The 26,150-nt window shown below is 68.3% G+C and carries 28 protein-coding genes; 14 read left to right on the top strand and 14 right to left on the bottom strand.

The annotated features are described in order from the left end of the window. Positions 1 to 31 precede the first annotated feature (31 nt). The gene (locus AB0C30_RS32215) at positions 32 to 814 is read left to right on the top strand and encodes a GNAT family N-acetyltransferase (protein ID WP_357951723.1); all 783 of its coding nucleotides are present in this window, start codon (positions 32 to 34) and stop codon (positions 812 to 814) included. A gap of 80 nt (positions 815 to 894) precedes the next feature. Here AB0C30_RS32215 and AB0C30_RS32210 read toward each other — a convergent pair whose 3' ends face one another. The 6 genes from AB0C30_RS32210 to prcB form a co-directional block, all read right to left on the bottom strand. Next, entirely contained in the window at positions 895 to 1,791 is an 897-nt protein-coding gene (locus AB0C30_RS32210; RefSeq protein WP_357951721.1) for an FKBP-type peptidyl-prolyl cis-trans isomerase, read from the bottom strand. A gap of 79 nt (positions 1,792 to 1,870) precedes the next feature. After that, entirely contained in the window at positions 1,871 to 2,809 is a 939-nt protein-coding gene (locus AB0C30_RS32205) for an FKBP-type peptidyl-prolyl cis-trans isomerase (RefSeq protein ID WP_357951720.1), read from the bottom strand. A 74-nt stretch (positions 2,810 to 2,883) separates the two neighbouring features. Continuing rightward, on the bottom strand, positions 2,884 to 4,242 hold the full coding sequence (gene pafA, locus AB0C30_RS32200; RefSeq protein ID WP_357649547.1) for a Pup--protein ligase: 1,359 nt from the start codon (positions 4,240 to 4,242) through the stop codon (positions 2,884 to 2,886). 141 nt (positions 4,243 to 4,383) lie between these two features. Continuing rightward, entirely contained in the window at positions 4,384 to 4,911 is a 528-nt protein-coding gene (locus tag AB0C30_RS32195; protein WP_357951718.1) for a hypothetical protein, read from the bottom strand. Between the two features lie 305 nt (positions 4,912 to 5,216). Beyond that, complete coding sequence (gene prcA, locus AB0C30_RS32190; RefSeq protein WP_357952185.1) at positions 5,217 to 6,017, bottom strand: proteasome subunit alpha; 801 nt, start codon at positions 6,015 to 6,017, stop codon at positions 5,217 to 5,219. A 20-nt stretch (positions 6,018 to 6,037) separates the two neighbouring features. Beyond that, positions 6,038 to 6,853 carry a proteasome subunit beta gene (gene prcB / locus AB0C30_RS32185; RefSeq protein WP_357952184.1) on the bottom strand — a complete coding sequence of 272 codons (816 nt, stop codon included), beginning with the start codon at positions 6,851 to 6,853 and terminating at the stop codon, positions 6,038 to 6,040. A 205-nt stretch (positions 6,854 to 7,058) separates the two neighbouring features. Between prcB and AB0C30_RS32180 the strand changes: the two genes are divergently transcribed. From AB0C30_RS32180 to AB0C30_RS32160, 5 genes are all read left to right on the top strand, one after another. Next, positions 7,059 to 8,423: an extracellular solute-binding protein gene (locus AB0C30_RS32180; RefSeq protein ID WP_357951717.1), complete on the top strand. Its 1,365-nt coding sequence runs from the start codon at positions 7,059 to 7,061 to the stop codon at positions 8,421 to 8,423. Between the two features lie 122 nt (positions 8,424 to 8,545). After that, positions 8,546 to 9,442, top strand: a complete 897-nt coding sequence (locus AB0C30_RS32175) for a sugar ABC transporter permease (protein ID WP_357951715.1) — start codon at positions 8,546 to 8,548, stop codon at positions 9,440 to 9,442. Further along, the gene (locus tag AB0C30_RS32170; RefSeq protein WP_357951714.1) at positions 9,439 to 10,257 is read left to right on the top strand and encodes a carbohydrate ABC transporter permease; all 819 of its coding nucleotides are present in this window, start codon (positions 9,439 to 9,441) and stop codon (positions 10,255 to 10,257) included. Before AB0C30_RS32175 ends, AB0C30_RS32170 begins: the two co-directional genes overlap by 4 nt. Further along, on the top strand, positions 10,254 to 10,556 hold the full coding sequence (locus tag AB0C30_RS32165; RefSeq protein WP_357951712.1) for an ATP-binding cassette domain-containing protein: 303 nt from the start codon (positions 10,254 to 10,256) through the stop codon (positions 10,554 to 10,556). Before AB0C30_RS32170 ends, AB0C30_RS32165 begins: the two co-directional genes overlap by 4 nt. Further along, on the top strand, positions 10,538 to 11,056 hold the full coding sequence (locus AB0C30_RS32160) for a TOBE domain-containing protein (RefSeq protein ID WP_357951710.1): 519 nt from the start codon (positions 10,538 to 10,540) through the stop codon (positions 11,054 to 11,056). Before AB0C30_RS32165 ends, AB0C30_RS32160 begins: the two co-directional genes overlap by 19 nt. Positions 11,057 to 11,131: 75 nt before the next feature. On the opposite strand, the gene AB0C30_RS32155 is transcribed toward AB0C30_RS32160, so the two are convergent. Further along, positions 11,132 to 12,019 (bottom strand): NAD(P)H-binding protein, encoded by an 888-nt coding sequence (locus AB0C30_RS32155; protein ID WP_357951708.1) that lies wholly within the window; start codon positions 12,017 to 12,019, stop codon positions 11,132 to 11,134. An 87-nt stretch (positions 12,020 to 12,106) separates the two neighbouring features. Between AB0C30_RS32155 and AB0C30_RS32150 the strand changes: the two genes are divergently transcribed. The 4 genes from AB0C30_RS32150 to AB0C30_RS32135 all read left to right on the top strand — a co-directional run bounded on the left by AB0C30_RS32150 (position 12,107) and on the right by AB0C30_RS32135 (position 14,591). Beyond that, positions 12,107 to 12,745 (top strand): TetR/AcrR family transcriptional regulator, encoded by a 639-nt coding sequence (locus AB0C30_RS32150; RefSeq protein ID WP_357951706.1) that lies wholly within the window; start codon positions 12,107 to 12,109, stop codon positions 12,743 to 12,745. Positions 12,746 to 12,779: 34 nt separating this feature from the next. After that, the gene (locus AB0C30_RS32145; protein WP_357952183.1) at positions 12,780 to 13,127 is read left to right on the top strand and encodes a transposase family protein; all 348 of its coding nucleotides are present in this window, start codon (positions 12,780 to 12,782) and stop codon (positions 13,125 to 13,127) included. Continuing rightward, positions 13,099 to 13,380: a hypothetical protein gene (locus tag AB0C30_RS32140; RefSeq protein WP_357951705.1), complete on the top strand. Its 282-nt coding sequence runs from the start codon at positions 13,099 to 13,101 to the stop codon at positions 13,378 to 13,380. Before AB0C30_RS32145 ends, AB0C30_RS32140 begins: the two co-directional genes overlap by 29 nt. A 152-nt stretch (positions 13,381 to 13,532) precedes the next feature. Beyond that, complete coding sequence (locus AB0C30_RS32135; protein WP_357951704.1) at positions 13,533 to 14,591, top strand: DNA polymerase IV; 1,059 nt, start codon at positions 13,533 to 13,535, stop codon at positions 14,589 to 14,591. Here AB0C30_RS32135 and AB0C30_RS32130 read toward each other — a convergent pair. Then, the gene (locus AB0C30_RS32130) at positions 14,567 to 15,154 is read right to left on the bottom strand and encodes an endonuclease domain-containing protein (protein WP_357951702.1); all 588 of its coding nucleotides are present in this window, start codon (positions 15,152 to 15,154) and stop codon (positions 14,567 to 14,569) included. The two genes, AB0C30_RS32135 and AB0C30_RS32130, sit on opposite strands and share 25 nt — an antisense overlap. 149 nt (positions 15,155 to 15,303) lie before the next feature. Next, the gene (locus tag AB0C30_RS32125) at positions 15,304 to 15,513 is read right to left on the bottom strand and encodes a ubiquitin-like protein Pup (RefSeq protein ID WP_225291274.1); all 210 of its coding nucleotides are present in this window, start codon (positions 15,511 to 15,513) and stop codon (positions 15,304 to 15,306) included. A 150-nt stretch (positions 15,514 to 15,663) separates the two neighbouring features. On the opposite strand from AB0C30_RS32125, the gene AB0C30_RS32120 reads away from it, so the two are divergent. Next, positions 15,664 to 16,068 (top strand): hypothetical protein, encoded by a 405-nt coding sequence (locus AB0C30_RS32120; protein WP_357951700.1) that lies wholly within the window; start codon positions 15,664 to 15,666, stop codon positions 16,066 to 16,068. A gap of 125 nt (positions 16,069 to 16,193) precedes the next feature. On the opposite strand, the gene dop is transcribed toward AB0C30_RS32120, so the two are convergent. The 4 genes from dop to AB0C30_RS32100 all read right to left on the bottom strand — a co-directional run bounded on the left by dop (position 16,194) and on the right by AB0C30_RS32100 (position 21,876). Then, on the bottom strand, positions 16,194 to 17,708 hold the full coding sequence (gene dop / locus AB0C30_RS32115; RefSeq protein ID WP_263654939.1) for a depupylase/deamidase Dop: 1,515 nt from the start codon (positions 17,706 to 17,708) through the stop codon (positions 16,194 to 16,196). 86 nt (positions 17,709 to 17,794) lie between these two features. Next, the gene (locus AB0C30_RS32110) at positions 17,795 to 18,919 is read right to left on the bottom strand and encodes an acyltransferase (RefSeq protein ID WP_357951698.1); all 1,125 of its coding nucleotides are present in this window, start codon (positions 18,917 to 18,919) and stop codon (positions 17,795 to 17,797) included. Between the two features lie 137 nt (positions 18,920 to 19,056). Continuing rightward, on the bottom strand, positions 19,057 to 20,820 hold the full coding sequence (arc, locus tag AB0C30_RS32105) for a proteasome ATPase (protein WP_225291277.1): 1,764 nt from the start codon (positions 20,818 to 20,820) through the stop codon (positions 19,057 to 19,059). 204 nt (positions 20,821 to 21,024) lie between these two features. Next, complete coding sequence (locus AB0C30_RS32100; RefSeq protein WP_225291278.1) at positions 21,025 to 21,876, bottom strand: tRNA (adenine-N1)-methyltransferase; 852 nt, start codon at positions 21,874 to 21,876, stop codon at positions 21,025 to 21,027. A 55-nt stretch (positions 21,877 to 21,931) separates the two neighbouring features. On the opposite strand from AB0C30_RS32100, the gene AB0C30_RS32095 reads away from it, so the two are divergent. Together AB0C30_RS32095 and AB0C30_RS32090 are read left to right on the top strand one after the other, a co-directional pair. Continuing rightward, positions 21,932 to 23,023, top strand: coding sequence for a GNAT family N-acetyltransferase (locus AB0C30_RS32095; protein ID WP_357951697.1), 1,092 nt, complete (start codon positions 21,932 to 21,934; stop codon positions 23,021 to 23,023). A gap of 131 nt (positions 23,024 to 23,154) precedes the next feature. Then, positions 23,155 to 23,652, top strand: a complete 498-nt coding sequence (locus AB0C30_RS32090; RefSeq protein WP_357951695.1) for a hypothetical protein — start codon at positions 23,155 to 23,157, stop codon at positions 23,650 to 23,652. A gap of 616 nt (positions 23,653 to 24,268) precedes the next feature. Here the strand turns inward: AB0C30_RS32090 and AB0C30_RS32085 are convergent. After that, positions 24,269 to 24,976: an FCD domain-containing protein gene (locus AB0C30_RS32085; protein ID WP_357951693.1), complete on the bottom strand. Its 708-nt coding sequence runs from the start codon at positions 24,974 to 24,976 to the stop codon at positions 24,269 to 24,271. Positions 24,977 to 25,082: 106 nt separating this feature from the next. Here AB0C30_RS32085 and AB0C30_RS32080 point away from each other — a divergent pair, with 106 nt between their 5' ends. Continuing rightward, complete coding sequence (locus AB0C30_RS32080; protein ID WP_357951691.1) at positions 25,083 to 25,592, top strand: gluconokinase; 510 nt, start codon at positions 25,083 to 25,085, stop codon at positions 25,590 to 25,592. The last annotated feature ends 558 nt before the right edge of the window (positions 25,593 to 26,150 follow it).

Here is a 26,150-nt window from a genome sequence, read left to right as displayed (position 1 = left end):
GGCGCAGGCCGCACCCCCTAGGCTTCTCCCCGTGAGCGAACCCTCCCCCCTTCTCACCGCCTACGACCGCACCAGGTTGCGCGTCCCGGAGCACCCCGCCGACGGGCTCGCGTACGAGATGGACGGCCCGCTGCTGCGCGTCACCGGCAGGTTCCGCGGCTTCGTCGAGGGCCCGCCCGTGCTCGGCGTCGAAGGCGACCGGCTGGACGCGCTGATCGCCCGCCAGCGCGACCACTTCGCGGCCCGCGGCGAGGCCGTGGAGTGGAAGACCCGTGCCCACGATCTGCCCGCCGACCTGCCGGACCGGCTCGTCCGCGCGGGCTTCGCGCCGGAGGAGCGGGAGACGGTGCTGGTCGGCGTCGCCAAGGAGATGCTGGACGCGCCGCCCCTGACCGCGGGCGTGACCATCCGGCAGGTGACCGCCGACGCCGACCTGCGGGCCATCGCCGCCATGGAGTCGGCCGTCTGGGGCGAGGACTGGAGCTGGCTGGGCGAGGACCTGATCCAGCGGGTCACGACCGATCCCGGCGGCATCGCCGTACTGGTGGCCGAGGCGGACGGCCGGGTCGTGTCGGCCGCCTGGCTGGTGCACATGCCCGGCACCGGCTTCGCCGGGCTCTGGGGCGGCTCCACGCTGCCGGAGTGGCGGGGGCGCGGCATCTACCGCGCGCTGGTCGCCCGGCGCGCCCAGCTCGCCGTGGCGGCCGGGGTGGACCATCTCCAGGTGGACGCCTCGGACGACAGCCGGCCGATCCTGGCACGCCTGGGCTTCCACACGGTGACCACGACCACGCCGTACGTCTGGACGCCCTGACCCCGCCCCGTTCGCTCCAGCACACGACAAGGACCATCACAGCAGACCGTCAGGACATCTCGGCAGGCCGCCAGGACGTCTCAGTAGGCGGCCAGGACGTCCACCACGAAGACCAGCGTGTCGGCGGCGCGGATGCCGAAGGCGGGCTGGCCCGTGGGCCCGTACCCGTAGGCGGGCGGGACGATCATCAGCACGCGGCTGCCGACCGGGACGCCCACCAACGCCCGGTCCCAGCCCTTGATCACACTGCCGTCGCCGATCGTGAACGCCTTCGGCTGCCCGGTGCTCCAGGTGGCGTCGAAGATCCGCCGCTGCCCCCAGACGGCCCCCTCGTACTGGGTGACCAGCAGTTGCCCCGCTCGCGTCCGGCGGCCCGTCCCCTTGGCCAGCACCTTGGCGGCGAACCGGCGGGGCGGCGCGGTCGCGGGCACCGAGAGCCCCGGCCGGGCGCCGCCGGTCACCCGCACGCCCGCCAGCGACCCGGCCCGCCCCTTGACCGAGGCGTTCTTCGGGTGCGCACCGAGGATGTCGATCACGTAGAACAGGTCGTCGCCCGAGCCGACCCCCTGCGGCGGGTTCGCGCCGAAGCCGTCGGCCGGCGGGATGGCGGCGATCACCCTGCTGCCCACCTTGCGGCCCCGCAACGCCAGGTCCAGGCCGGGCATCAGCCGGCCGACCGGGAAGGCGGCGGGGGCGCCGCGGTTGAAGCTGGAGTCGACGAGCCGGTTCTCCCCGCCGTCCCAGACGTGCGCGGTGTACTGGACGATCGCCACGTCGTCCTTGCCCAGCGGCGCGCCCTTGCCCTCGGTGAGCTGGTCCACCTGCAGCCCCGCCGCCGGCTTGCCGGCCGGGAAGACGATCGTGGGCTTGGCGCCGAACCGGCCGCCCACCTTCAGCTCGGGATCGCCCGTCTCGGTGCCGGTGCAGGCCGTCAGCAGGGCCAGCGGTAACAGCAGCACGGCGGTACGGCGGCGCATCGGACCCCTCCCGAGCGGGCGGCCCGGCGACGGTGTCGTCGCCGGGCCCGGAGATGCTACCGCGTTATCAGATCACCCGTCAGTAAGCCGACAGTACGTCCACCACGAACACCAGCGTGCTGTTGGCCGGGATGCCGTTCTGCTCCTGCTTGCCGTAACCGAGGTCCGGCGGGATGCTCATCACGACCCGGCTGCCGACCGGAACCCCGGCCAGGCCCTTCTGCCAGCCCTGGATCACGTTAGCGAGCGGGAACGAGGCCGGCTCACCCTTGGTCCAGCTGGAGTCGAAGACCTTGTCGGTGCCCCAGATCTTGCCCGTGTAGTGGGCGACCACGGTCTGGCCTTCCTTGACCTTCGCGCCGGTGCCCTGGATCACGGTCTTGACCACGAGGTCCTTGGACGGCTTGTCCTTGGTCTTGGTGGTCAGCTCGGGCGCCTTGTCACCACCCGGGTTGACGACCTTGACACCCTTGATGCTCTCGCCGACCTCCTTGCCGGTGGCCGCCTTCAGCGCCGCGGGCGGCGCCCCGACCACGTCCACGACGAACACCTTCGTCGGCTGCGGCTGCTGGCCCTGCTGCTGCTGAGCGGCGTCGGCGGCCAGCACGGCCAGCACCCGGCCGCCGTGCTTGACCTTGGAGAAGCCGTCCTGCAGCACCTGCGGCAGCTGCTGGTCGACCGCGATGGTCTCCGGCGCCTTGGAGTCGTAGGAGGAGCCTTGGAAGGCGTTCTGCTTGCCGTCCCAGTTGTAGACGGTCAGGTTGATGATGATCTTGTCGCCGCTCTTCACCTGCGGGCCCGTGCCAGGGGTCAGCACCTCGTAGGAGGACTTGGTGGCGGGCGAGCCGGCGGGGAAGGTCACCGTGGGCTTGGCGCCCACATTGCCGGTGACCTGCACCTTGCCCGGAGCGCTGCTCGCGGTGGCGGCGGCTCCGTTGGCACCCGAGTCGGAGCCGCCGCACGCGGCGGCGAAGAAGATCAAAGGCACGGCGGCCAGAGCGGCCAGAGCGCGGCGCATGGATTTCCCTCGGAAAGACGTCAGATTCGCGTCACCCTATCCGACAACGAAGTAGGGCCGTGGTAAACCAGTCGCTACATTCCGGCGATGAGCTTGTCCACCCGCTCGTCGACGCTGCGGAACGGGTCCTTGCACAGCACCGTGCGCTGCGCCTGGTCGTTCAGCTTGAGATGCACCCAGTCGACGGTGAAGTCGCGCCGCTTCTCCTGCGCCTTCCGGATGAACTCACCCCGCAGCCGCGCCCTGGTCGTCTGCGGCGGCACCGACTTGGCCTCGAAGATCTTCAGGTCGGACGCCACCCGCTCCACCGAGCCGCGCTTCTGCAGCAGGTAGAACAGGCCGCGCTTGCGGTGCACGTCGTGATAGGCCAGGTCGAGCTGCGCCACCCTCGGCGACGACAGCGGCAGGTCGTACTTCTTGCGGTAACGCTCGATGAGCTGGTATTTCGTCACCCAGTCGATCTCGCGCGCCACCAGGTCGAGGTTGCCGGTCTCGACCGCGTGCAGCGTCCGCTCCCACAGCTCCAGCACCCGGCGCGCGATCGGGTCGCCGCCCCGCCGGTCGACGAAGTCCTTGGCCTTCGACAGGTATTCCTGCTGGATCTCCAGGCTCGACGCCTCACGGCCGTTGGCCAGCCGCACCCGGCGCCGCCCGGTCATGTCGTGCGACACCTCGCGGATGGCCCTGATCGGGTTCTCCAGCGACAGGTCGCGCATCACCGTGCCCGCCTCGATCATGCGCAGCACCAGGTCGGTGGCGCCGACCTTGAGCAGCATGGTGGCCTCGCTCATGTTCGAGTCGCCGACGATGACGTGCAGACGGCGGAACCGCTCGGCGTCGGCGTGTGGCTCGTCGCGCGTGTTGATGATCGGCCTGGACCGGGTCGTCGCCGAGGAGACGCCCTCCCAGATGTGCTCGGCCCGCTGCGACACGCAGTAGACCGCGCCGCGCGGCGTCTGCAGCACCTTGCCCGCGCCGCAGATGATCTGCCGGGTGACCAGGAACGGGATCAGCACGTCGGCCAGCCGGCCGAACTCGCCGTGCCTGCCGACCAGGTAGTTCTCGTGACAGCCGTAGGAGTTTCCCGCGGAGTCGGTGTTGTTCTTGAAGAGGTAGATGTCACCGGCGATGCCCTCTTCGCGCAGCCGCTTCTCGGCGTCGACGAGGAGTCCCTCGAGGATGCGCTCGCCGGCCTTGTCGTGGGTGACGAGTTCGATGACGTTGTCACACTCGGGTGTTGCGTACTCAGGATGGCTGCCCACGTCGAGGTAAAGACGTGCGCCGTTGCGGAGGAAGACGTTGCTCGATCGGCCCCAGGACACGACCCGCCGGAACAGGTAGCGCGCGACCTCGTCGGGGGACAGCCTGCGCTGTCCCCTGAACGTGCAGGTCACGCCGTACTCGTTCTCCAGCCCGAAGATGCGACGATCCATCACCTCACACTATGCCCACGGATCGTCAAGCGGGAGAGATCTTCCCCGTGTTTCCCTCGCGGGCTTCCGTCCGTCTCGCGAGGCGGCCCCGCCGGATGGTCACACCGGCGTCATTTTCCGCTCGTACTGCCGCTTGGGGCGTCAGGGGGTGTAGATCTCCTGGACCTGGACGATCTCGCCCTTGTAGACCGTGATCAGCGACGGGTGGGCGTTGCCCTTGTGCCGCTTGATCAGGACCGACCGCGAGCAGCGCTTGCTGCCGAGAGCGTCCTTCTTGCCGACCGTGAGGTCGCCTTCGGCCACCTTGCAGCCGAACGCCGACAGGAACACCACGTTCTTGGCGATCCGCGAGGAGTAGGCCATCGAGTCACCCTCGGGCGGGGTGACGAACTGCCCCTCCGTCATGGTGCCCTTCTTCCACTTGACCGGCGTGTACTCGGCGGTGTCACCGCTGAGGTGCGTGATCAGGCCACGCAGGATGCCGTCGTGGCGGGGGGAGATGTGCTTGGTGAAGTCGTGCTTCGGGTCGGCCTGGAAGGTCGTGCCGAAGGTCTTGGGCGCCTTGAACTTGGGCAGGCCCGTGGTGGCGGCGTTCGCGGCGGTGGCGGCCGTAAGGACGACGGTCGCGGCGGCGGCGCCGGCGAGGAGGGTACGCATCGGGTTCTTCACGCCTTCTGAGATCCTTGTTCCCGCTCGACGGTTCGCCCAAATACGTGTGAACCAGGTCACACTCCCCAGGACTCGCGGGCCGTCTCGTGCCGGCGTCCGCCCGATCCCCTGTCCAGCCGGGCGGACGCCGGCCCTGTACGACAAAAAGCTCGGACGGGCGAAGATCGCCCGCCCGAGCAAGACGAGATCAGAGCACCCGAGCCACGCACTGCCGGAGCGTTGGCCATCGGATCATTGGCCATGGCCGGCCGCGCACTCCCGGAGCGTTGGCCATCGGCTCATCGCGCGCTCCCGGAGGCGGTGGCCTAGAGCGGCGGCGAGCCGTCGTCGACGTCGCCCTCAGGACCGGTCGGAGGCGGGGTGTCGGAGCCGGCGTCGGATTCGAGCGGAGAGCCGCCGGCGGCGGGCGGAGTGGCAGCGGGCGGGGTGGCGGCGAGGAGACGCTCCAGGCGCGGCCCCGCGAGCCGCTGGAACTTGCGGTGCTCGCGGTTGCGGTCCAGCACCGCCACCTCCAGCTGCCCCACCGGCGGGCGTTCCCCACCGGGCTCCGTGAGCGCCATCAGCGCCACCTCCAGCGCGGCGGCCAGTGGCATGCCCTCGCGGTAGCCCTCCTTCAGCCGCGTCGCCACCGCCTCCGCCTGGCCGCCCATCGCCGCGAAGCCGTGCTCGTCGAAGACCGACCCGTCGAACGTCAGCCGGTAGATCGCGTCACCCTCCGGCGTGTCACCCACCTCGGCCACCACGACCTCCACCTCGAGCGACTTGATCGACTCGGTGAAGATGCGGCCCAGGTTGGAGGCGTAGAGGTTGGCCAGCCCACGACCCGTCACATCGGAGCGGTCGTAGGTGTAGCCGTTGATGTCGGCGTAGCGGATGCCGCCCAGCCGGAGCTCCTCGAACTCGTTGTAACGACCCACCGCCGCGAACCCGATGCGGTCGTAGATCTCACTGACCTTGTGCAGCGCCCGCGACGGGTTGGGCGCGACGAACAGGATGCCGTCCTCGTACTGCAGCACGACGACGCTGCGACCCCGCGCGATGCCTTTGCGCGCGTAGTCGGCCTTGTCCCGCATGATCTGCTCAGGGGACGCATATCCAAAAGGCATGGACACGGAAGGGGTCCTTTCTAGCGCAGCGGGGCGATGGGGCCGTCAGGGGAGATGAGGCGCAGCTCGAGCATCTGCTCGACGTAGCCGGCCACCTCGTCGTCCGACAACCGGCGGAAGCCGTCGGCGTCGATCACCGAGACGATCGGCCAGATCTTCCGCGTCACATCGGGCCCGCCGGTGGCCGAATCGTCGTCCGCCGCGTCGTACAGCGACTGGATCAACGCCATCACCGTGTCGTCCGCCGACATCCCATCGCGGTAGAGCTTCTTCAGCGCCCCCCGCGCGAAAATCGAACCGGAACCGATCGCGTCGAACCGGTCACGCTCGTAGGGGCCGCCCGCCACGTCGTAGCTGAAGATCCGCCCGCCGTCGCGCTCCGCGTCATAGGCGGCGAACAGCGGCACCACCACCAGCCCCTGCATCGCCATGCCGAGATTGCCGCGGATCATCGCGGCCAGCCGGTTGGCCTTGCCGTTGACCGATAGCGTGCGGCCCTCCAGCTTCTCGTAGTGCTCCAGCTCGACCCGGTAGAGCCTGGCCATCTCGATGCCCGTGCTGGCCGTGCCGGCGATGCCCATGCACGAATAATCGTCGGTCCTGAACACCTTCTCCACGTCACGCTGAGAAATGATGTTGCCGGACGTCGCCCGCCGGTCGCCCGCCATGACCACGCCACCCGCGAACGTGGCGGCGACGATCGTGGTCGCGTGCGGAACCTGGTCGCCGATCGGCGTGGCCAGAATCTCACCACGCACCGGAAGCAGCCCTGGCGCGCGCGAACCGACGAACTCGGTGAACGAGGAACTTCCGGTGTTGTGGAAAAGCTGGTCCATCAAGCCGACGGGCAGATCCCTGTGCGATGCCACGCGACTCCCTCCCAAACGTCACTGTCCCTAAAGGGGACCCTACTCATGTTGCGTCGCTGTCTGCACTTCCCACGATCAGCCCACGGCGAACCGGTCACCAGATCGTTTCTTTACGCCCAGTAGAGGCCGTGCGATTGTCGGTATGTCTGCACGTCCTGAACAGGAGGCCGACATGCGACTCCCCAGCCGACCTGCGGTGATCGCGGCTCTCGCCATCGTGTCCCTCTGCTCCTGCGGGAGCGGCGCGCCCGCAGGAGGGGAGGGCATCACCCTCGTCATCACCGCCAACTCCATCTCCGGCGGCAAGAACTCCGAGTCCGCCGACTGGATCAAGCGATGGGTGATCCCCGGCTTCGAGCAGACCCACCACAACGTCAAGGTGCTCTTCCAGCCCAGCGGGGTCGACGACGAGCAGTACAAGACCAAGATCGCGCTCGACCTCAAGTCCAAGGCCGGAGCCGACGTCATCGACCTCGACGGCATCTGGGTCGGCGAGTTCGCCCAGGCCGGCTACATCAAGCCGCTGGTCGAGTTGGGCGGGCCCGCCGTCGACTCCTGGGAGGGCTGGTCGCAGATCCCGCAGGCCGTACAGGGGCTCGGCGTCTTCGACGGCAAGAAGTACGGCCTGCCCCAGGGCACCGACGGGCGCGTCCTGTTCTACAACAAGACCCTGTTCAAGAAGGCCGGCCTGCCCGACCCATGGCAGCCGACGAGCTGGGAGGACATCCTGACGGCCGGCGGCAGGCTGAAGGCCGCGGGCGTGCCCACCCCCATCCAGATCAACGCCGGCACCGCGATGGGCGAGGCCACCACCATGCAGGGCGTGCTCCCCCTCCTCGCCGCCGCCGGGTCCGAGATCTACGCCGACGGCAAGTGGACCGGCGCCACCCGGGCCATGAAGGACGTCCTCGGCTTCTACCAGCGGCTCTACGCCTCCGGGCTCAGCGACCCCAAACTGCAGCAGGAGGCCAAGGGCCGCGACAAGTCCTTCGCCCAGTTCGCCGCCGGCAAGATCGGCATCCTGGCCGAGAGCGACTACTTCTGGCGATCCGTCATCGAGCCGAAGGCCGGGGTCGCCCCCATGGCCGACCGCGACTCGGCCGTCGGCTACGCCGAGATCCCCGCCAAGAACCCCGGCGGCGCCATCCGCGGCCAGGACTTCGCCAGCATGTCGGGCGGCGCCGTACGAGTGCTGAACCCCTTCTCCAAGAACCCCAAGCTGGCCTGGGAACTGCTCGCGTTCATGCACTCCGCGGCGGCCACCAAGTCGCAGCTGGCCGGACAGGCCCGGATCAGCTCCCGCGGCGACGTCAACAGCGAGGTCCTCACCGCCGACCCGATGCTGAAGTACATCGCCGACAAGGTGCTGCCCATCACCGCCTACCGCCCCGGCCTCGCCGTCTACCCCCAGGTCTCCGTCGCCCTCCAGGAGGCCACCGCGGCGATCGTCAGCGGCAAAACCGCCGACGAGGCGGCCGCCGCCTACCAGACCAAGCTGGAAGAACTGGTAGGCGGCGCGGACCACGTCGCCGGGTGAGAGCGCCATGAACCGTGAGGGAGCGCCTGGGCCTGGACTGAGGAACGCAGGGAGCGAAGCGACCGGAGAGACGAGGGAAGGCACAGGACCCCAGCGACCGAACCGCGATCCGAAGGATCGCCATGGATACTGACGCGGCGGGGCTCGGCAGGACGCGAGCGGCCGGGTTCATCCTGCCCGCCCTCGTCCTCATCGCCGTCTTCCTCGTCTTCCCCGCCCTCTGGACGATCTACCTCGGGCTCACCGACTATCGCCTCACCGGCCTGGCCGCCGCCGACCCCCAGGTCGTCGGCCTGGACAACTACATCACCACGCTGACCGACCCACGCTTCCTCAGCTCGCTGTGGCTCACCGTCGTCTACGTCGGCGGCTCGGCCGTCCTCGGCCAGGCCGGGCTCGGCTTCACCCTCGCCTGGCTGCTGCGTACGCGCCGCGGGCCGCTACGACGGGCCGTCGAAGGCGTCGTCCTGCTGTCGTGGATCCTGCCCAGCACGGTCGTCGGCTTCCTCTGGTTCGCCCTGCTCGACCGCGACGACGGCACGCTCAACGCGCTCCTGCGCACGCCCGGCCTGGGCTGGCTGCTGGACTACCCGCTGCCGTCCATCATCGTCTTCAACATCTGGCGCGGCACCGCCTTCTCGATGATGCTGTACGCCGCCGCGCTGGAGAACGTGCCACCCTCGCACCTGGAGACCGCCCGCCTGGCCGGCGCCTCCGTGCCGCAGCAACTGCGCGACGTCGTCTTCCCGCTCATCCGGCGGCACGTGCTGACCAACCTGCTGCTGATCAGCCTCTGGACCTTCAACGACTTCACCCCGTTCGTCCTCACCGGCGGCGGGCCGGAAGGACGCTCGGAGATCCTGCCCGTCTACGTCTACAACATCGCCCTCAAAGGCGGCGAACTCGGCGTGGGCGCCGCCGTGTCCTTCCTCATCCTGCTCATCAACCTCGTCTTCGCCCTGGCGTACCTGCGGCTGCTGCGCGGCCGGCGCCGCACGGCGGGAAGGCCACCGGCATGATCCGGCACACCATCGGACGGCTCGCCGCCACCATGTTCATCGCCATCGTCCTGGCCTTCTTCGCGCTGCCCATGCTCTGGCTGGCCAGCGCCCCCTTCGACGCCACCCCAGCGATCACCACCTCCATCCCGGACTTCACCCTGCGCAACTTCGCCGCCATCCTGGACAACCCCTACGCCCTCGGCTCCATCCGCAACTCCCTCATCCAGGGCGGCGGCGCCGCCGCGCTCGTCGTCGTCCTGGCCGCACTCGCCGCCTACGCCCTGTCCAGGGTCCGCGTCCCCGGCCGCGACGTGCTGCTCTATCTGCTCCTGCTGCTGTCGTCCGTCGTCACCGGCACCGCCGCCATGGTGCCCATCTTCGAACTCGCCACCAGGCTCGACCTCATCGACACCCACCTCGGCGTCATCCTCGTCGTCTCCGGCGGCCTGCTGCCCGCCGCCATCTTCATCCTCAAGGACTTCATGGACGAGACGCCGACCACCTACGAGGAGTCGGCGCGCGTCTTCGGCGCCTCATCCCTGCAGATCCTGCGGCACATCGTGATCCCCCTCGTACGGCCCGGCCTGGCCACCATCGCCGTCTGGGCGCTGGCCAGCGTGTGGGGCGGATTCCTGTTCCAGTTCATCCTGCTGCGCGACCCCGACAAGGCCCCCGGCTCGGTCATCCTCTACACCCTCTACACCGAGGGCGGCTCACCCAGACTCGAGCTCATCTCCACCTTCTCACTGCTCTACTCGCTCCCGGTGGTGGCGATGTACCTGTTCGTCTCCCAGCGGTACGGCTTCCGCTTCCACGGAGGGATCAAACGGTGATCTCGCTGCACGGCCTCACCAAGGTGTTCCCCGGCGGAGTACGCGCCCTCGACGGTCTCGACCTCACCATCGCCGACGGCGAGTTCTTCGCCCTGCTCGGCCCGTCGGGCTGCGGCAAGACCACCCTCCTGCGCACCGCCGCTGTCCAACCTCGACGCCCGGCTCCGTCTCGACGCCCGTACCTTCCTCAAGCGCCTGCAGCGCGAGCTCGCCCGTCACTACCGTCTTCGTCACCCACGACCAGGCCGAGGCCCTCGCCCTGGCCGACCGCATCGCCGTCATGTCCCACGGCCGGATGACCCAGGTCGGCACCCCCGCCGAGGTGTTCCAGCGCCCCGCCACCCCCTTCGTGGCCGCCTTCATCGGCTCCACCCCCATGAACCTGCTGCCCGGCCAGATCACCTCCGGCACCCTCCACGTCGCCGGCGCCACCCTCCCCGCCCCCGCGGGCATCGCCGGCGGAGATCTCGTGTACGGAGCGCGGCCCGAATATCTGGAACTCCTGCTCCAAGCCCGCCCCGACGCCTTCCCCGGCACCGTCTCCGTCCTGGAGAACCTCGGCACCAGCACCCTGGTCACCCTCGGGACGGACGACGCCCTCATCCAGGCCGTCGTCCCCGAAGGCGAAGAACCCCCATCGGCGCCCCCGCCTGGGCACTCCCCCGCCGCTCCCTCCTCTACCGCGACGGCCGCCTGCTCTGAGAGAGGTGTCCACCGGGGTCCGGGTCCCGCACGTCCTAATGACCTCTCGCACGATGATCGGGGCTGGTGTAGAGAGGTAGTGGGCGGGACCTGCTGACAGGCTGACTCAAGTGATGGTCGTTTCCCTGAATTGCGGCGGGTGGACGGGGAACGCGCCGAGGGCGGCAGAACGTCAGAGTCGTTCCCGGCCGCTCGGGTGGTTGATCTCCAGCCATGTCGGCAGGGACAGCGGCTCGCCGAACCGGGCCCAGACCGCGCTGGAGTCGACGATCTGCGGCCGGGTGTCCAGCAGTGCCCCCATCTGCATCTGTCGGGCGAGGACCGCGTTGAACGGCCTGGTCAGCGGGCTCATCACGCGGAGCATCCCGACTGGCATCTTGTTCTCACCCTTGATCTTCAGGCCCAGCGAGGCCGCGATGAGCTCGTTGACCTTCGTGAGCGGTAGCGCCTCGGGGCCGCCGAGGTCGGCGGACCAGCCTTCGCCGGGGCGCATGGCGAGCGCGGCGGCGACCTTGGCGACGTCCTTGCCGGCTACCCATGAGACCGGGTTGGTGCCCGAGCCGAATACGGTGGCCTTCCCCTGCTTAGTGATCGACTCGGTGAGCATCTCCACCCAGGTGTCCATCAGGTGGGTGGGCCGCAGGATCGAGTACGGCAGGCCGCTGGTGCGCAGTAAACGCTCGGCCTCGAACTTGAGCCGGAAGAACTCGACGGGGCTGTCGGCGTGGGCGCTGGCGGAGGAGATGTAGACGAAGTTCTCGACCGCGGTGTCGCGTGCGACGCCGATGAGGCTGGGGATCCCGGCGCCCTCAATGCCCTTGGGGCCGTTGTTCCCCTTGCCGTTGCCGCCCTGGACGGTGCAGACGATCGCCTCGGCCCCGGTCGCGGCTCGGACCAGCGTGCGCCGGTCGTGCACGTCGCCCGCGACAACCTCAACGCCCTGGACCGCGTTCGCCGTGGCCGGATCGCGGGTGACGACGCGCACTGCCTTTGCCTCCTGGCGGAGTTGTTCCACGATCTGACGGCCGAGTCTGCCCGTCCCGCCGAACACGACGATCATGCTGTTCCCCTAACGATGTTCATAGATCTAACATTGTTAGGAATTAGACCGGCGATAGGATGTCGGCGTCAAGAGAGAGGACGCATCGTGACGACGAAGACCCAGCCCGAACCAAGCGCCAGCAAGAAGCGGCGTGAGCGGGAGCGGGAGGAGATGCGCGCCCGACTGCTGGAGGCAGCCCGGGTCATCGCCTCCCAGGAAGGCTGGAACGCAGTCACGATCCGCCGCATCGCCGGCAAGCTCGAATACAGCGCGCCGATTCTGTACCAGCACTTCTCCAATAAGGAGGATCTGCTGGTCGAGCTGATGATGCTCGGCTTCGCCGAACTCGCTGAGCAACTGCGCCTGGCGGCGGAGGGCTCCCCTGAGGGGCGGCTGGTCGCGATGGCCGAGGCGTACTGGGCGTTCGCGTTCGCCTCCCCGGAGCTCTACCAGGCGATGAACGGCATGGATGGGGTGCCGTTCGGCACAGCCGAGACCCCACGGGAGGCCAAGAACGCCTTTCGTATCTTCCGCCTCGCGTTGCAGGGCATCGCGCAGATGCGGGGCGCCGAGTTGGCCGATCCCCCCGGCGCGGTCGACACGATCTGGGCCTTCCTGCACGGCTGCGTCTCGCTGGCGATGGCGGGCAGGATTGCCGGCGGAACGGAGCGCTGCAGAACGCTTATGTTGAACGCCCTGGAGCCGATGTTCGCTGCTCAACTGAGCATTTCAGGCAGATCTTGATCTTGGCAGTCGAGGCGGGATCTGTCTCAAGTAGATCGCGGGTCCCAAGCCCACGCTGGTCTTCGTCGACCGGGTACTGGCGACCTTGGCGTTCCTGCGCACCGGACTGCCGGTCACTGCCTTGGCCGCGTTGTATGGCGTGCACCGCTCCACCATCGACCGGGCCATCGGCCGAGTGCGGCCGTTGCTGGCCGGACGCGGCTATGCCACCCCGCAGGGAGTGCGCCTGCACACCCTGGCCGATGTGTCGGCCTACGCCCATTCCAACGGGATCAAGCCGCGCATTGACGGCAGCGAGCTCCAAGTCCGCCGTCCCCAAGCCGGCAAGCCGGGACGCCGACGTCCAGGTGGAGATGGACAGCGGCTACCGCGGCCTGCATAACGCTCACCCCGACAAGGTCAGCGTCCCACCGAAAAGACCCGGCAAAGACGCCCCGCCCGAGATCATCGCTGCCTTCGAGCAAGCCCGCCGCCAACAGTCCTCCGAACGCATATGCGTCGAGCACGCCATCGCCGAAAGCAAGAAATGGGCCGTCCTACTGCGCTGGACCGGAGAACGTGACGATCTAAAGGAGACCATCCGGGCCATCGGTGCCCTGGTCTCCGACCGCGCCGCCGAACGTCACGGGGGGTGATCCCCCATCACCCGAACACCTCAGGCAAGGCCGTCTTGATCCCTATCGTGCTCGAGGTCGTAACTCTGAGAGACGCGACGACCAGGGACTGGGGCCCGTCTGAGAGACGCGTCCACCAGGGACTGGGTGCTGCACGTCCTACTCTGAGAGACATGTCCATCAAGGACTGGGTCCTGCATGTCGACCTCGACCAGTTCATCGCCGCCGTCGAGATCCTGCGCCACCCCGAACTCCGCGGCAGACCCGTCGTGGTCGGCGGCTCCGGCGACCCCACCCAGCCGCGCACCGTCGCCGCCACCGCCACCTACGAAGCCCGCGAACACGGCGTCCACTCCGGCATGCCGCTCCGCACCGCGCTCAAACGGTGCCCTGACGCCGTCTTCCTGCCCAGTGACCCGCCCGCCTACGAGGCCGCGTCCGAGCGCGTCATGGCCACGCTGCGCGGGTTTCCCGTCCTGGTGGAGATCTGGGGCTGGGACGAGGCGTTCATCGGCGCCCGGACCGACGACCCCGAGGCGCTGGCCACCGCCCTCCAGCAGGCCGTCCTGGCCGAAACCGCCCTGTCCTGCTCCGTCGGTATCGGCGACAACAAGCACCAGGCCAAACTCGCCTCCGCCTTCGCCAAACCCGCCGGGATCTACCGTCTCACCGGCGACAACTGGGCCGAGGTCATGAACGACCGGCCCACCGACGCGCTCTGGGGCATCGGCGCCAAGATCGCCAAAAAGCTCGCCGACCTGGGACTCGACACGGTCGCCCAGCTCGCCGCCGCCGACCCCGCCGACCTGGCCCGCCGCTTCGGCCCCGCCAACGGCCCCTGGTATCGCTATCTCGCCCTCGGCAAGGGCGAAGCCGAGGTCGTCACCACTCCCTGGGTCGCCCGAGGGCACAGCCGCGAGATCACCTTCCCGAACGACCTCACCGACAGAACCGAAATATCCACCCACATAGCGACACTGGCCCGACAGGTCGCCTCAGACGCGACCGCCGCGGGACGAGTGATCGTCCGTGTCTCGGTAAAGGTGCGATTCGCGCCCTTCCTCACCCGCACCCGCCAGTCGAAGCTCCCCTCACCCACCACCGACGCGGCCGAGCTGTCCCGTGCCGCCCTCACCGTGCTCGACCGCTTCGACCTCAACCGGCCGGTCCGCCTCCTCGGCGTGGCCGTCGAATACGCCCCACCGGATCAGACCCGGACCGCTCGCTCATAGAACTCGGACCGCATCTCCTCATCGGCGCGGATGAACTCCTGGATCTCCTCCTCAGACACATCCTCGATGTCCTGCCACTCCACCGTCGCCTCGATGTAGGCCAGCGCCCGCCACGCCACACCCGGATCGTCCCTGAACTGGCCGATGCCGGTGTTGCACGGCAGGCAGAGCGCGTAGCGCACATCGCCCGTGCGGTGACAGTGATCGACATGCTCGGGCGAACGGTCCCAGCAGACCACGCACAACCCGTACTGATCGACCACCATGCGCTCGACATCGTCATGCCGCATGCCGTAACGCTGGGTCAGGTGGTAAGTCCTGGTCGGCGCCACCGACTCCGGACGCCGCTGCGGCGGGATCACGAACTCGGGCCAGAGGATCTCCCCGTCCAGATAGAGGGCGGCGAGTTCGAGCAACACGGTGTTGTCACCGAAATGCCCCAGCCCGTTGTTGCAGTTGAAACAGAGAACCCCCCGCACCAGGCCGCTCTGGTGGCAGTGGTCGACGAACGCGCCGGGGACCACCTGACAGATAGCACATAGCCCATTCTGCTGGGCAAGCATGCACTCTTGCAGTACCGCGCAAGCCCATCGCTCATCCGCTTGTTCAGCCCAAACTCAGAGACCTCTTTCACCTCCTTACAGTCCGGACACCACTTCACTCCCTCAGGCGTTTCCACCCCATTCCCCCCGATTTTGATGTCCGCTTTGCCCTACTCTCCGCCCTTTTGGACGTAGCTGCGCACGAACTCCTCTGCGTTCTCTTCGAGAACTTCGTCGATTTCGTCCAGAATCGCGTCGACATCGTCGGTGAGCTTCTCCTGGCGCTCCTGCACGTCCGGCGCCGCCGAAGCCTCGGTCTCCTCGACCTCGCTCTCGCGCCGACCGGCCTGCTTCTGGCCACCCGTGTCCTTGCTTGCCATGTCCTACCTACCTCCGCTTGGGGGACTGCTCTCTAGGCATATCTTCCCCGAACCGGGCGACATTTCGCGCCCAAGGCCCCGCGATCTTGCCGACTTGACTAGATAGTTCCCCTATCCAATAATGAGGCCCCTGTCCCACAGGAGGTTTCGATGTCCCCCTCGTCCCTGAGCACGGCAGGTGTGCTTCTCATCACAGTCCCGGCGGTGGCCTTCGGCGGTGTCTCGCTGCTGACGTTCCTCATGCGGAACGTGCCCGGCTACAACGACAACCCGGTGCGCCGCAGTCTCTGGCGGGCGGGTCACGCTCACGCGGGCGTGCTGGTGCTGTTCAGCCTCGTGGCGATGCTCTACGTGGATCAGGCGGATCTTTCGGACGGCCTGAAGAGCCTGGTCCGCATCCTCATCGTGGCCGCCCCGATCCTCATGCCGCTCGGTTTCTTCCTGTCGGTGGTCCGTCCCAGCGACACCAAGCCGAGCAAGCTCATCGGGCTGACGGTGGTGGGCGGCGCGGCGCTGGCGGTGGGCACGCTGACGCTGGGCATCGGCCTGCTCTGACCGGACGCCTCCGGGGGCCGGGAAACCCGGGCGCCGGAAGTCTGGGAGCCGGAAGTCTTGGGCTGGAAGAACACCCATGGCCGGGCGCGCGACGTGAGGCGGCCCGGCCCGGAGACGTACGGCGGCTAGTCTCCGCCGGTGAGGGCGGCGACCAGGTCGGCGGCGGTACGGCAGCGGTCGAAGAGTTCGCCCACGTGGGCCTTGGTGCCGCGCAGTGGTTCGAGGGTCGGTACGCGCTGGAGGGATTCGCGGCCCGGGATGTCGAAGATGACCGAGTCCCATGAGGCGGCCGCGACGGACTCGCTGTATTGGCGCAGGCAGCGGCCGCGGAAGTAGGCGCGGGTGTCCGTGGGTGGGTTCTCGACGGCGCGCTGGACGTCGTCCTCGGTGACCAGGCGCTGCATGCGTCCGCGGGCGACGAGGCGGTTGTAGAGGCCGCGGTCGGGGCGGATGTCGGAGTATTGCAGGTCGACGAGTTGCAGCCGGGGGTGGGACCAGGTGAGCGAGTCGCGGGTGCGGTAGCCCTCGAGGAGTTCGAGTTTGGCGACCCAGTCGAGTTCGCGGGAGAGCTGCATGGGGTCTTCGGCCAGGCGGGTGAGGACGGATTCCCAGCGGTCGAGGATGTCCTTGTTCATCTCTTCCTGGGCGGTGCCGCGTTCCTCGACGTACTTGCGGGCCTGCTCGAGATATTCCATCTGCAGCTGGATGGCGGTGAGCTTGCGGCCGTCGCGCAGGGGGATCTCGTAGCGGCAGGTGGGGTCGTGGGAGACCGCGCGCAGGGCTTGTACGGGGTTCTCGACGGCGAGGTCGCGGCTGAGGAAGCCGTCTTCGATCATGGCGAGGACGAGGGCGGTGGAGCCCAACTTCAGGTATGTCGAAATTTCCGACATGTTGGCGTCGCCGATGATCACGTGCAGCCGCCGGTACTTCTCCGGATCGGCGTGCGGCTCGTCCCTGGTGTTGATGATCGGCCGCTTGAGCGTGGTCTCCAGGCCCACCTCGACCTCGAAGAAGTCGGCCCGCTGGCTGATCTGGAAGCCTTCGCCGCGCGAGTCCTGTCCGATGCCGACCTTGCCCGCGCCCACGACGACCTGGCGGGAGACGAAGAACGGGGTGAGGTGGCGGACGATGTCGGCGAAGGGGGTGGCGCGCCGCATGAGGTAGTTCTCGTGGCAGCCGTAGCTGGCGCCCTTGGCGTCGGTGTTGTTCTTGTAGAGCTGGATGGGCGCGTTGGACGGGATCGCGGAGGCCCGCTGGGCGGCGTCGTACATGACGCGTTCGCCGGCCTTGTCCCAGATGACGGCGGCGCGCGGGTTGGTGCATTCGGGGGTGGAGTATTCGGGGTGGGCGTGGTCGACGTAGAGCCTGGCGCCGTTGGTGAGAATGACGTTGGCGAGGCCGAGGTCCTCGTCGGTGAGCTGGCTGGGGTCGGCGACCTCTCTGGCCAGGTCGAAGCCGCGGGCGTCGCGCAGCGGGTTCTCCTCTTCGAAGTCCCACCTCGCCCTGCGCGCCCTGGCGGCGGAGGCCGCCAGGTAGGCGTTCACCACCTGCGAGGAGGTGACCATCGCGTTGGCGCCTGGCTGACCTGGTACGGAGATGCCGTACTCGGTCTCGATGCCCATCACCCGACGCACCGTCATGCAACACCCTCTGTTCGTCCGGATCTGCCTATCCGCCGTTTATATGCCCGAGCCTATGCCCTTCACAGTGCCCCAGGGTCACAGAGTTATGGCACCGCAGTCTTTTCCACCTTTACGGCGGGAACTGGGGGGGTTTGTGGACGCGCGCGGGGCTTAAGAAGACGCTGGATGGGGCGTTCGGCGAGGGAGTAGACAAGGTAGGACAGGAGCACGGCCGCGAGCGTGGTGGTGAGGGCGGTGGCCCAGGGGGCCATTCTGGTGGCCAGGATGGGGATGAGAGCCACGGCGACGACCGAGTGGAAGAGGTAGAGCGGGTAGGTCGTCGCGCCGAGCGCAGTGAGCGTTCTGGACGGTCGCAGCCGGAACACGCCGAGGGCGACGAACGACATCGCGGCGAAGATGACCGTGATGGTGATGATCACGCTGAGGTCGCTGACGGGCATGCTCTTGAATCCGGCGACCTTGATCCGGCCGTGGACGCGTTCGAGCGCGGAGTGCACCGCCAGGACGTAGCCGCAGGCGACGTAGAGCCAGGGCAGCACGGCGTTGCGGTGTTTGTGGATGAGATAGAGGGCCATGCCGGCGGCGAAGTAGGGAGCGTAGCGGGGCATGACGATCTCGTTGAGCACCTCGTTGCCGAGCAGTTCGGCGCCGAGCGCGGCGGCCAGCCAGACACCGGCGAAGATCAGGACGCGACCGTAGGTGACACCGATGATCACGAGGATGGCCATGAGGAGATAGAAGCGGAGTTCGGCCCAGAGGGACCAGTAGACGCCGCTGGCGTCCAGGACCTTGAACAGCCGCTGGAACATACTGGCGTTCACCAGATACTCGCCAGGCGAAAGCTTGGGGTCGAGCACCTTGGTGCCGGTGAGGCCGTAGAGAGCGGCGACGGCGGCGAGGCTGAGCCAGTAGGCCGGGTAGAGGCGGACGAACCTGCTCCGGGCGAACGCGCCGAGCCCCCTCCCCCACGCGCTCATGAGGATGACGAAGCCGCTGATGACGAAGAATAACTCCACGCCCAGGATGCCGAGCCCGGCGAACGGGGCGACGGCGGGGAAGAGCTCGGCGGGCCGGTCTCCCCAGACGGAGGCGAACGCGATCAGGTAGTGGAAGGCCAGCACCGCGAGGGCGGCGACGAACCTGAGCAGATCGAGTTCGGCCAGCCGGCCTTCTCCGGATGAGCGCCTCGGCCGGTTGGGTGGTTGCACGCCCTGTTGGACGGCACAACGATCACTTTGGTTCCGTTGGTCCCAATTTTCACACGGGTCCCTCGGCGACGCGGAGAAGATGGGGCGGCATGAGAAGGGGCCGCGCGGAGATCCGCGCGGCCCTTCTCAGCAGCCTCTTACAGGTATTGGCCGGTGTTGGCGACGGTGTCGATGGAGCGACCCGCCTCCGCGCCCTGCTTGCCCGACACGAGCGTGCGGATGTAGACGATCCGCTCGCCCTTCTTGCCGGAGATGCGGGCCCAGTCGTCCGGGTTGGTGGTGTTGGGCAGGTCCTCGTTCTCGGAGAACTCGTCCACGCAGGCCGTGAGCAGGTGCTGCACCCGCAGGCCCTTCTGGCCGCTCTCGAGGAACTGCTTGATGGCCATCTTCTTGCCCCGGTCGACGATGTTCTGGATCATCGCGCCGGAGTTGAAGTCCTTGAAGTAGAGGACTTCCTTGTCGCCGTTGGCGTAGGTCACCTCGAGGAAGCGGTTCTCTTCGCTCTCGGTGTACATGCGCTCCACGACGCTCTGGATCATGCCGTGAATGGTGCCCTCGCGGGAACCGCTGTGCTCGGCGAGGTCGTCGGGGTGCAGCGGCAGCTCGGAGATGAGGTACTTGGAGAAGATGTCCTTCGCCGCTTCGGCGTCGGGCCGCTCGATCTTGATCTTGACGTCCAGGCGGCCGGGCCGCAGGATCGCCGGGTCGATCATGTCCTCGCGGTTGGAGGCGCCGATGACGATGACGTTTTCCAGGCCCTCGACACCGTCGATCTCCGAAAGGAGCTGGGGAACGATGGTGTTCTCGACGTCCGAGGAGACGCCGGAGCCTCGGGTGCGGAAGATCGAGTCCATCTCGTCGAAGAACACGATCACCGGGGTGCCCTCTGAGGCCTTCTCGCGAGCCCGCTGGAAGACCAGGCGGATGTGCCGCTCGGTCTCGCCGACGTACTTGTTGAGCAGCTCGGGGCCCTTGATGTTGAGGAAGAAGCTCTTGCCTTCCTGGCCGGTGCGCTCCGCGACCTGCTTGGCCAGGGAGTTGGCGACGGCCTTGGCGATGAGCGTCTTGCCGCAGCCGGGCGGGCCGTAGAGCAGAACGCCCTTGGGGGGGCGCAGCTTGTGCTCGCGGAACAGGTCGGCGTGCAGGTAGGGCAGCTCGATGGCGTCCCTGATCTGCTCGATCTGCCGCATCAGGCCACCGATCTCCTCGTAGGAGATGTCGGGGACCTCTTCGAGCACGAGCTCTTCGACTTCGGACTTGGGAATCCGCTCGTAGACGTAGCCCGAGCGGGGTTCGAGCAACAGCGAGTCGCCCGCCCTGATCGGCTGCCCGACCAGTGACTCGGCGAGACGCACGACGCGCTCCTCGTCCGCGTGCGAGATGACCAGTGCGCGCTGCCCCTGGTCGAGGAGCTCTTTGAGCATCACGATCTCGCCGACCTCTTCGTAGCCGAGGGCTTCGACCACGTTGAGCGCCTCGTTCAGCATGACCTCCTGGCCACGCCGGAGCGAGTCGACGTCGACGGCGGGGCTGACGTTCACCCGCAGCTTGCGGCCGCCGGTGAACACCTCGATCGTGCCGTCTTCTCTGGCCTCCAGGAAGGTGCCGAACCCGGATGGCGGTTGTGCCAGCCGGTCGACTTCTTCCTTGAGGGCAACGATCTGATCCCTGGCCTCCTTGAGTGTGGCGACCAGGCGCTCGTTCTGGCCGGTGACGGCCGCGAGGTTCGCCTGCGCCTCGTGGAGACGCTCTTCAAGGACTCTGGCCTGACGGGGTGACTCGGCCAGCTTCCGCCTCAGCGCGGTGATCTCCTCTTGGAGGAAGGAGACCTGTGTTGAAAGATCAGCGACCTCCCGTTCGCGCTGCGCGGCTCGAGCCTCAGCATCATCGCGAGCTGCCACGCCCCGTCACCTCCTTCCCAGTCGAGGGCGACTACTAAGGACCTTACCTATCTCGGGCCCCTCCGTAACCTGGCCGGGCAGTGTTCGTCGTGTGACATTCAGTGTTCGGCGAATAATCCCTAATAGTGCGTTTAATACTGGCAGCATAGGAACACGGCGATCTGTTCCCGTGTCACGCACCAACGCACCCTCGTGGCCAAATTGTCATAGTTCCTCAGTGGTCCCCTTCGGTCGTCGGCGGCGTGGTGGCGGTGCCACACCGTCCGCCATGCGACGGGCGCTGACGAGGAAACCGGTGTGGCCGATCATCCGATGATCCGGTCTTACCGCGAGCCCTTCGACATGCCAGTCGCGAACCAGGGTCTCCCACGCATGGGGCTCGGTGAAACTCCCGTGATCGCGAATCGCCTCGACAGTCTTGGACATCTGGGTCGTCGTGGCCACGTAGCAGCAGATGACGCCACCCGGTGTGAGGGCCTTGGCGGCGGCGTCGACGCACTCCCAGGGAGCGAGCATGTCGAGGATGACGCGGTCGACGTCCACCTCGTCGATCGAGGCGACCAGGTCGCCGACGACGAGCCGCCAGGTGTCGTCCATGGGGCCGCCGTAGAACTTCTCCACGTTCTTGCGCGCGACGTCGGCGAACTCCTCACGCCGCTCGTAGGAGGTGACGTGACCTTCGGGGCCCACGGCGCGCAGCAGGAAGCAGGTCAGCGCGCCGGAGCCGACCCCCGCCTCGATCACCCGGGCGCCGGGGAAGACGTCGGCCATGCCGACGATCTGCGCGGCGTCCTTGGGGTAGATCACGGCGGCGCCGCGCGGCATGGCCAGAGTGTAGTCCTGCAGCAGGTGACGGAAGGCGAGATATTGGGTGCCGCCGGAGGAGCGCACCACGGAGCCTTCGGGCTGCCCGATCAGGTCGCTGTGGGGGATGGCGCCCTTGTGCGTGTGGAAGACGCCGTCCTCTTTGAGCGTGATCGTGTGGCGCTTGTTCTTGGGGTCGGTGAGCTGCACCTGATCCCCCGCCTGGAACGGCCCATGCCTGCGGAAACCCATGTCGGCAAGGTTATAGGGCTTTCGAGCACGCCTTGACGCGCGATATCTATGAGGGATGTTCCCCCGTGAGGTGATCTCTACCGGTCCCCTGGTGTTGCGACGTCCCGCCGATTCCGACGCCGAGGCGATCGTACGCGCGTGTGACGACCCGGTGACGGCCCGGTTTCTGTACACCCTGCCGTCGCCGTACACGTTGCAGGACGCGCGCGCCTACCTGCGGGCGGCGGAGGCGAAGTGGGCGGACGGCGGCGCCGAGTTCACGATCACCGAGAACGGCCACTACGTCGGTGCCATCGGCGTCCAGCCGCCCGATCCGTGGGGCGTGGCGGCGATCGGCTACCTGGCCGCGCCGTGGGCGCGCGGCAAGGGCGTGGTGAGCCGGGCGACGCGGGCGGTGACCGAGTGGCTGTTCGACCATGGCGTCGAGCGCGTGGAGTTGCACGCCGCCGTGGAGAACATCGCCAGCCTGCGAGTCGCCTACAAGGCCGGTTTCCAGGAGGAGGGGCGCAGGCGTGACGCCAAGGTCGGGCGTGACGGGCGCCGCACCGACATCATCACGTTCGCCCGGATCCGGCGCGACTCCGGCCTGGCGGCCGAGTCCTACCTGCCGTTCTTCGACGGCGGCGAGCTGAGCGACGGGGTGGTACGGCTGACACCGATGGAGGTGGCCGACGCCCCCGAGTTCCACGCGATGATGCGGGAGCCGAGTGTGGCCGCCTACGCGGTCGGGCCGCGTACCACGCTGGAGGACAACGAGCGGCGCTGCCGCTACACCGGCTACTGGTGGGTGTCTGGGCAGCGGATCGAGCTGGCGATCAAGGATGCCGTCTCCGGGAGGTTCGCGGGGCACGTGCAACTGGTGCAGGTGGTGCCGCTGATCGGGCAGGGCATGATCGGATATTCGCTGCGGTCGGAGTTCCGGGGCAGAGGGTTCATGACGCGGGCCGTGCGACTGCTGGTGGACTGGGCCTTCGCCAACACCCAGCTGCACCGGATCGTGGCCGGGACCGAGGTGGGCAACAAGGCTTCGCAGCGGGTGCTGGAGCGGTCGGGCTTCGTCCAGGAGTCGACGCAACGCGAGCTGTTCCCCAGGGAGGACGGGACCCGGTCGGACGAGCTGGAGTGGCTCCGCCTGCGCCCCCGCTGACCGGAAATCCCGATTTCCAGTTGGGGTCTGGTCAAGTGACACGGCGACGGCGAGACTCGGGGTCACCGCCCTTGAGATACGCGTGATCATACTGCGCGATCTCACTTCCCCCTCCTCTGAGGGATACAGCGATGACTTACAACCGTGTCGACGTCGCCATGCGCGAACTCATCGCCTCGTTCTCCTGCCTGGAGCCCGCGGGACTGATCGACAGGCTGAGCGGGACCGCCGCGGCGGTCACCGGAACGGCCTACGCGGGATTCGTACGGGTGGACGCGCTACGGGAGGTCGCCCAGGCCGTCAATGTGCACGCGCCCCCGGTCGATCCGCTGCGGGTACGCCCGTGGCTGCAGGAGTCCGGGGTGCTCAAGACGCTCGCCACGCGGTCCGTCCGGCTGTTGATCGTGCCGGACGCGTCGATGGGCGAGCCCGGTTTCTTGGCCATGCCGGTGCCGCTCGCCACGAGGGAGCACGTGTTCCTGTGGGTGGCGGGGCGCCGGTTCGGGGAGCCGGAGGAGCACCTGCTGAGCCGCTTCGCCACCGCCTCGGGCCGGGCTCTGGAGGCCGCCAGCGGGCTCGAGGCGGCCATCCGGCTGTTACGCGGCGTGCAGGCGTTCTCCCGCGGATGACGGGTGCCGCCGGGCCGGGTTCGGTACGGGCCGGATCGCAAGAATGCGGATGACCTACGGGTGAGTCCGATTGGGTACGGCGGCCGTTTCCGTGCTGCGGTTCCAGGAGATTCTTCGCCGCTTTTCTATGCCCAAACTTGGAAATTACGGGATTTCCACAGAACGGGTGAAGGCGGCCTTCCGGACGCCTGCGGCGGGGTCGCGGCTCGCGCGGCCCCGCTGCTCAGGGGCTCTCCCCGGCGATCGGCGGCCCGGAGGCCCGGATCAGCGCTTGACCTGGCGAATAGCCGGCCTGCTTGCCGCGGAAGCGGCTTTGCGGACCGCCTAGTTCGTACACCCGCGGCGACCGCCGGGCACCGCGGTAATCGTCGGCATATTTCACATCTTGCCGCCCTAGGGAACGAGGAGTGTGCCCGCGCCAATGTCGCATCGCCGACGCGATCACGCATCAGCGGCACCACTCCGCTGACAGCGCGTCAGTTGCCGCTCCGCCACCGGCGCGTGTCAGCCGCCGCTCCCCGACCGGCGTGTGTCAGCTGTGCTGTGCGACCGGCGCGCGTCAGCCCGTCCTCTGCTGAGACGCCCAGTGACCGGCCGGCTCCGCGACCACTGCGCGTCAGACGTCTTGCCCGAGCATGGCGCTTGTCGCCTCGTCGACGATGTCACCCATCGCGCGTTGCGCCTCCGCGGGGTCGCCGGCCTGGATCGCCTGGGCCACCTCCGCGTGCCGGCGGATCGCCGCCGGCTCCGGGAAGGCCGGCATCAGGTGGTGGTGCGTACGAGCCGCCAGCACCTCCGTGACCACCGTGGTGAGCGCGCCGAGCATGTCGTTGCCCGAGGCTTCGAGCAGCGTCCGGTGGAACAGGATGTCGGCGGCCAGGTAGGACTCCAGGTCGCCGGACCTGCCGTGGACGGCCATCCGCATGACCGCCTCCGTCAACCGGCCGCACTGCTCGGGGGTGGCATGGGTGGCGGCGAGCGCGGCGGCGACGGGTTCGGCGCCGCGGCGGAGCTCGCCGAGGGAGCGGAGCAGCGAGGCGCGTTCGCCGCTGTCGAGCCGCCAGCGGATGACGCGGGGGTCGAACAAATTCCAGGAGGTCCTGGGCGACACCGTGATGCCGACGCGCCGGCGGCTGCTGACCAGGCCCATCGACTCCAGGACTCGTACGGCCTCGCGCACGACCGTACGAGACACCCCGAACCTGGCCTCCAGCTGCTCGATCCTGAGCACCTGACCGGTGGCGTAGTCGCCCGCGACCACGAGGGCGCCCAGCTCGCCGAGCACGCTGCGGTGCAGACTCTCGTCCGTGACGCCCCTGCTCACACGCCTCACATGCTTCAAAAGTATGATTTATTCGACTTCTCAGCTTGATTGATATGACGCAAGCTGTCTAGTCTGACGCGCATCCGAGCCCGAGAGGTTGCCCCGTATGGACGACTCACCCCGCCCGCAGCTCATCGTCGTGATGGGGGTGACGGGATGCGGCAAGTCCACCGTCGGCGCCGCGCTCGCCGAACGCCTCGGGGTGCCGTTCGCCGACGCCGACGACTTCCACAGCCCCGCGAACGTCGCCAAGATGACCGCCGGAATGCCGCTCGACGACGCCGACCGGCTGCCATGGCTGCGCGCGGTGGGCGCCTGGCTCGCCGAGCGCGCCGGCACCGGGGCCGTGATGGCGTGCTCGGCGCTGAAGCGCCGCTACCGCGACCTGCTGCGGGAGGCCGCCCCCGAGGTGAGCTTCCTGCACCTCGACGGCGACATCGACATGATCAGGAAGCGGGTGGCGCACCGGCCCGGGCACTTCATGCCCGAGTCACTGGTGACCTCGCAGTTCGCGGCCCTCGAACCACTCGGCCCCGACGAACGCGGCGTCGCCCTCGACCTGTCACTGCCGGTCGACGACCTGGTGAACGCCTATCTCGCCCGTACGACCTCGTGAACGCCCACTCTCGGCCGGACGGCCTCCTGAACGCGCACCTCAGCCGTGCGACCTCCTGAACGCGCACCTCAGCCGTACGACCCCCTGACCGCACCCTGCGCGACGTCCGGCACGCTCCTGGCCGACCGGCGTCGGCCGCCCGGAAATGAGCCAGATCCGCGACCGAAAGCGAGACGGCACGGCCGAAGCGGATAGGGCTGAGGACGCGAGGGCCCAGGTACGAGAAGCCCCGGACCGGAGAGGTCCCAGGAGCGGGAAGCCCCAGAGACGCGAGGGCCCAGGAGCGAGAAGCCCCAAGGCGAGAGGACCGACGTCGCCTTCCTGAAGGCCCTCCTGAAGGCCCTCAGCCCTGGGCGGCCAGCGGGTGGCGCACGGGGGCCCGGCGCACGGGCCCATTGGCGCACGGAGGCCTAGCGCACAGGCCCATTGGCGCACGGCGGCGGCTCCGTCTACGGCCGGTGGCGGGTGATGCACGGCGGCGGCTTGCGCGTCGGCGGGCGGTGCACGGTGGCGGGTCACAGCAGAGCGCCCGCACTCCCACCAGGAGTACGGGCGTTC

It is taken from the genome of Nonomuraea sp. NPDC048901 (assembly GCF_040649695.1).
In the GTDB taxonomy this organism is placed as follows: domain Bacteria; phylum Actinomycetota; class Actinomycetes; order Streptosporangiales; family Streptosporangiaceae; genus Nonomuraea.
The sequence above is the reverse complement of the archived record's forward strand: the minus strand, read 5'-3'. Positions and strand labels throughout refer to the sequence as shown.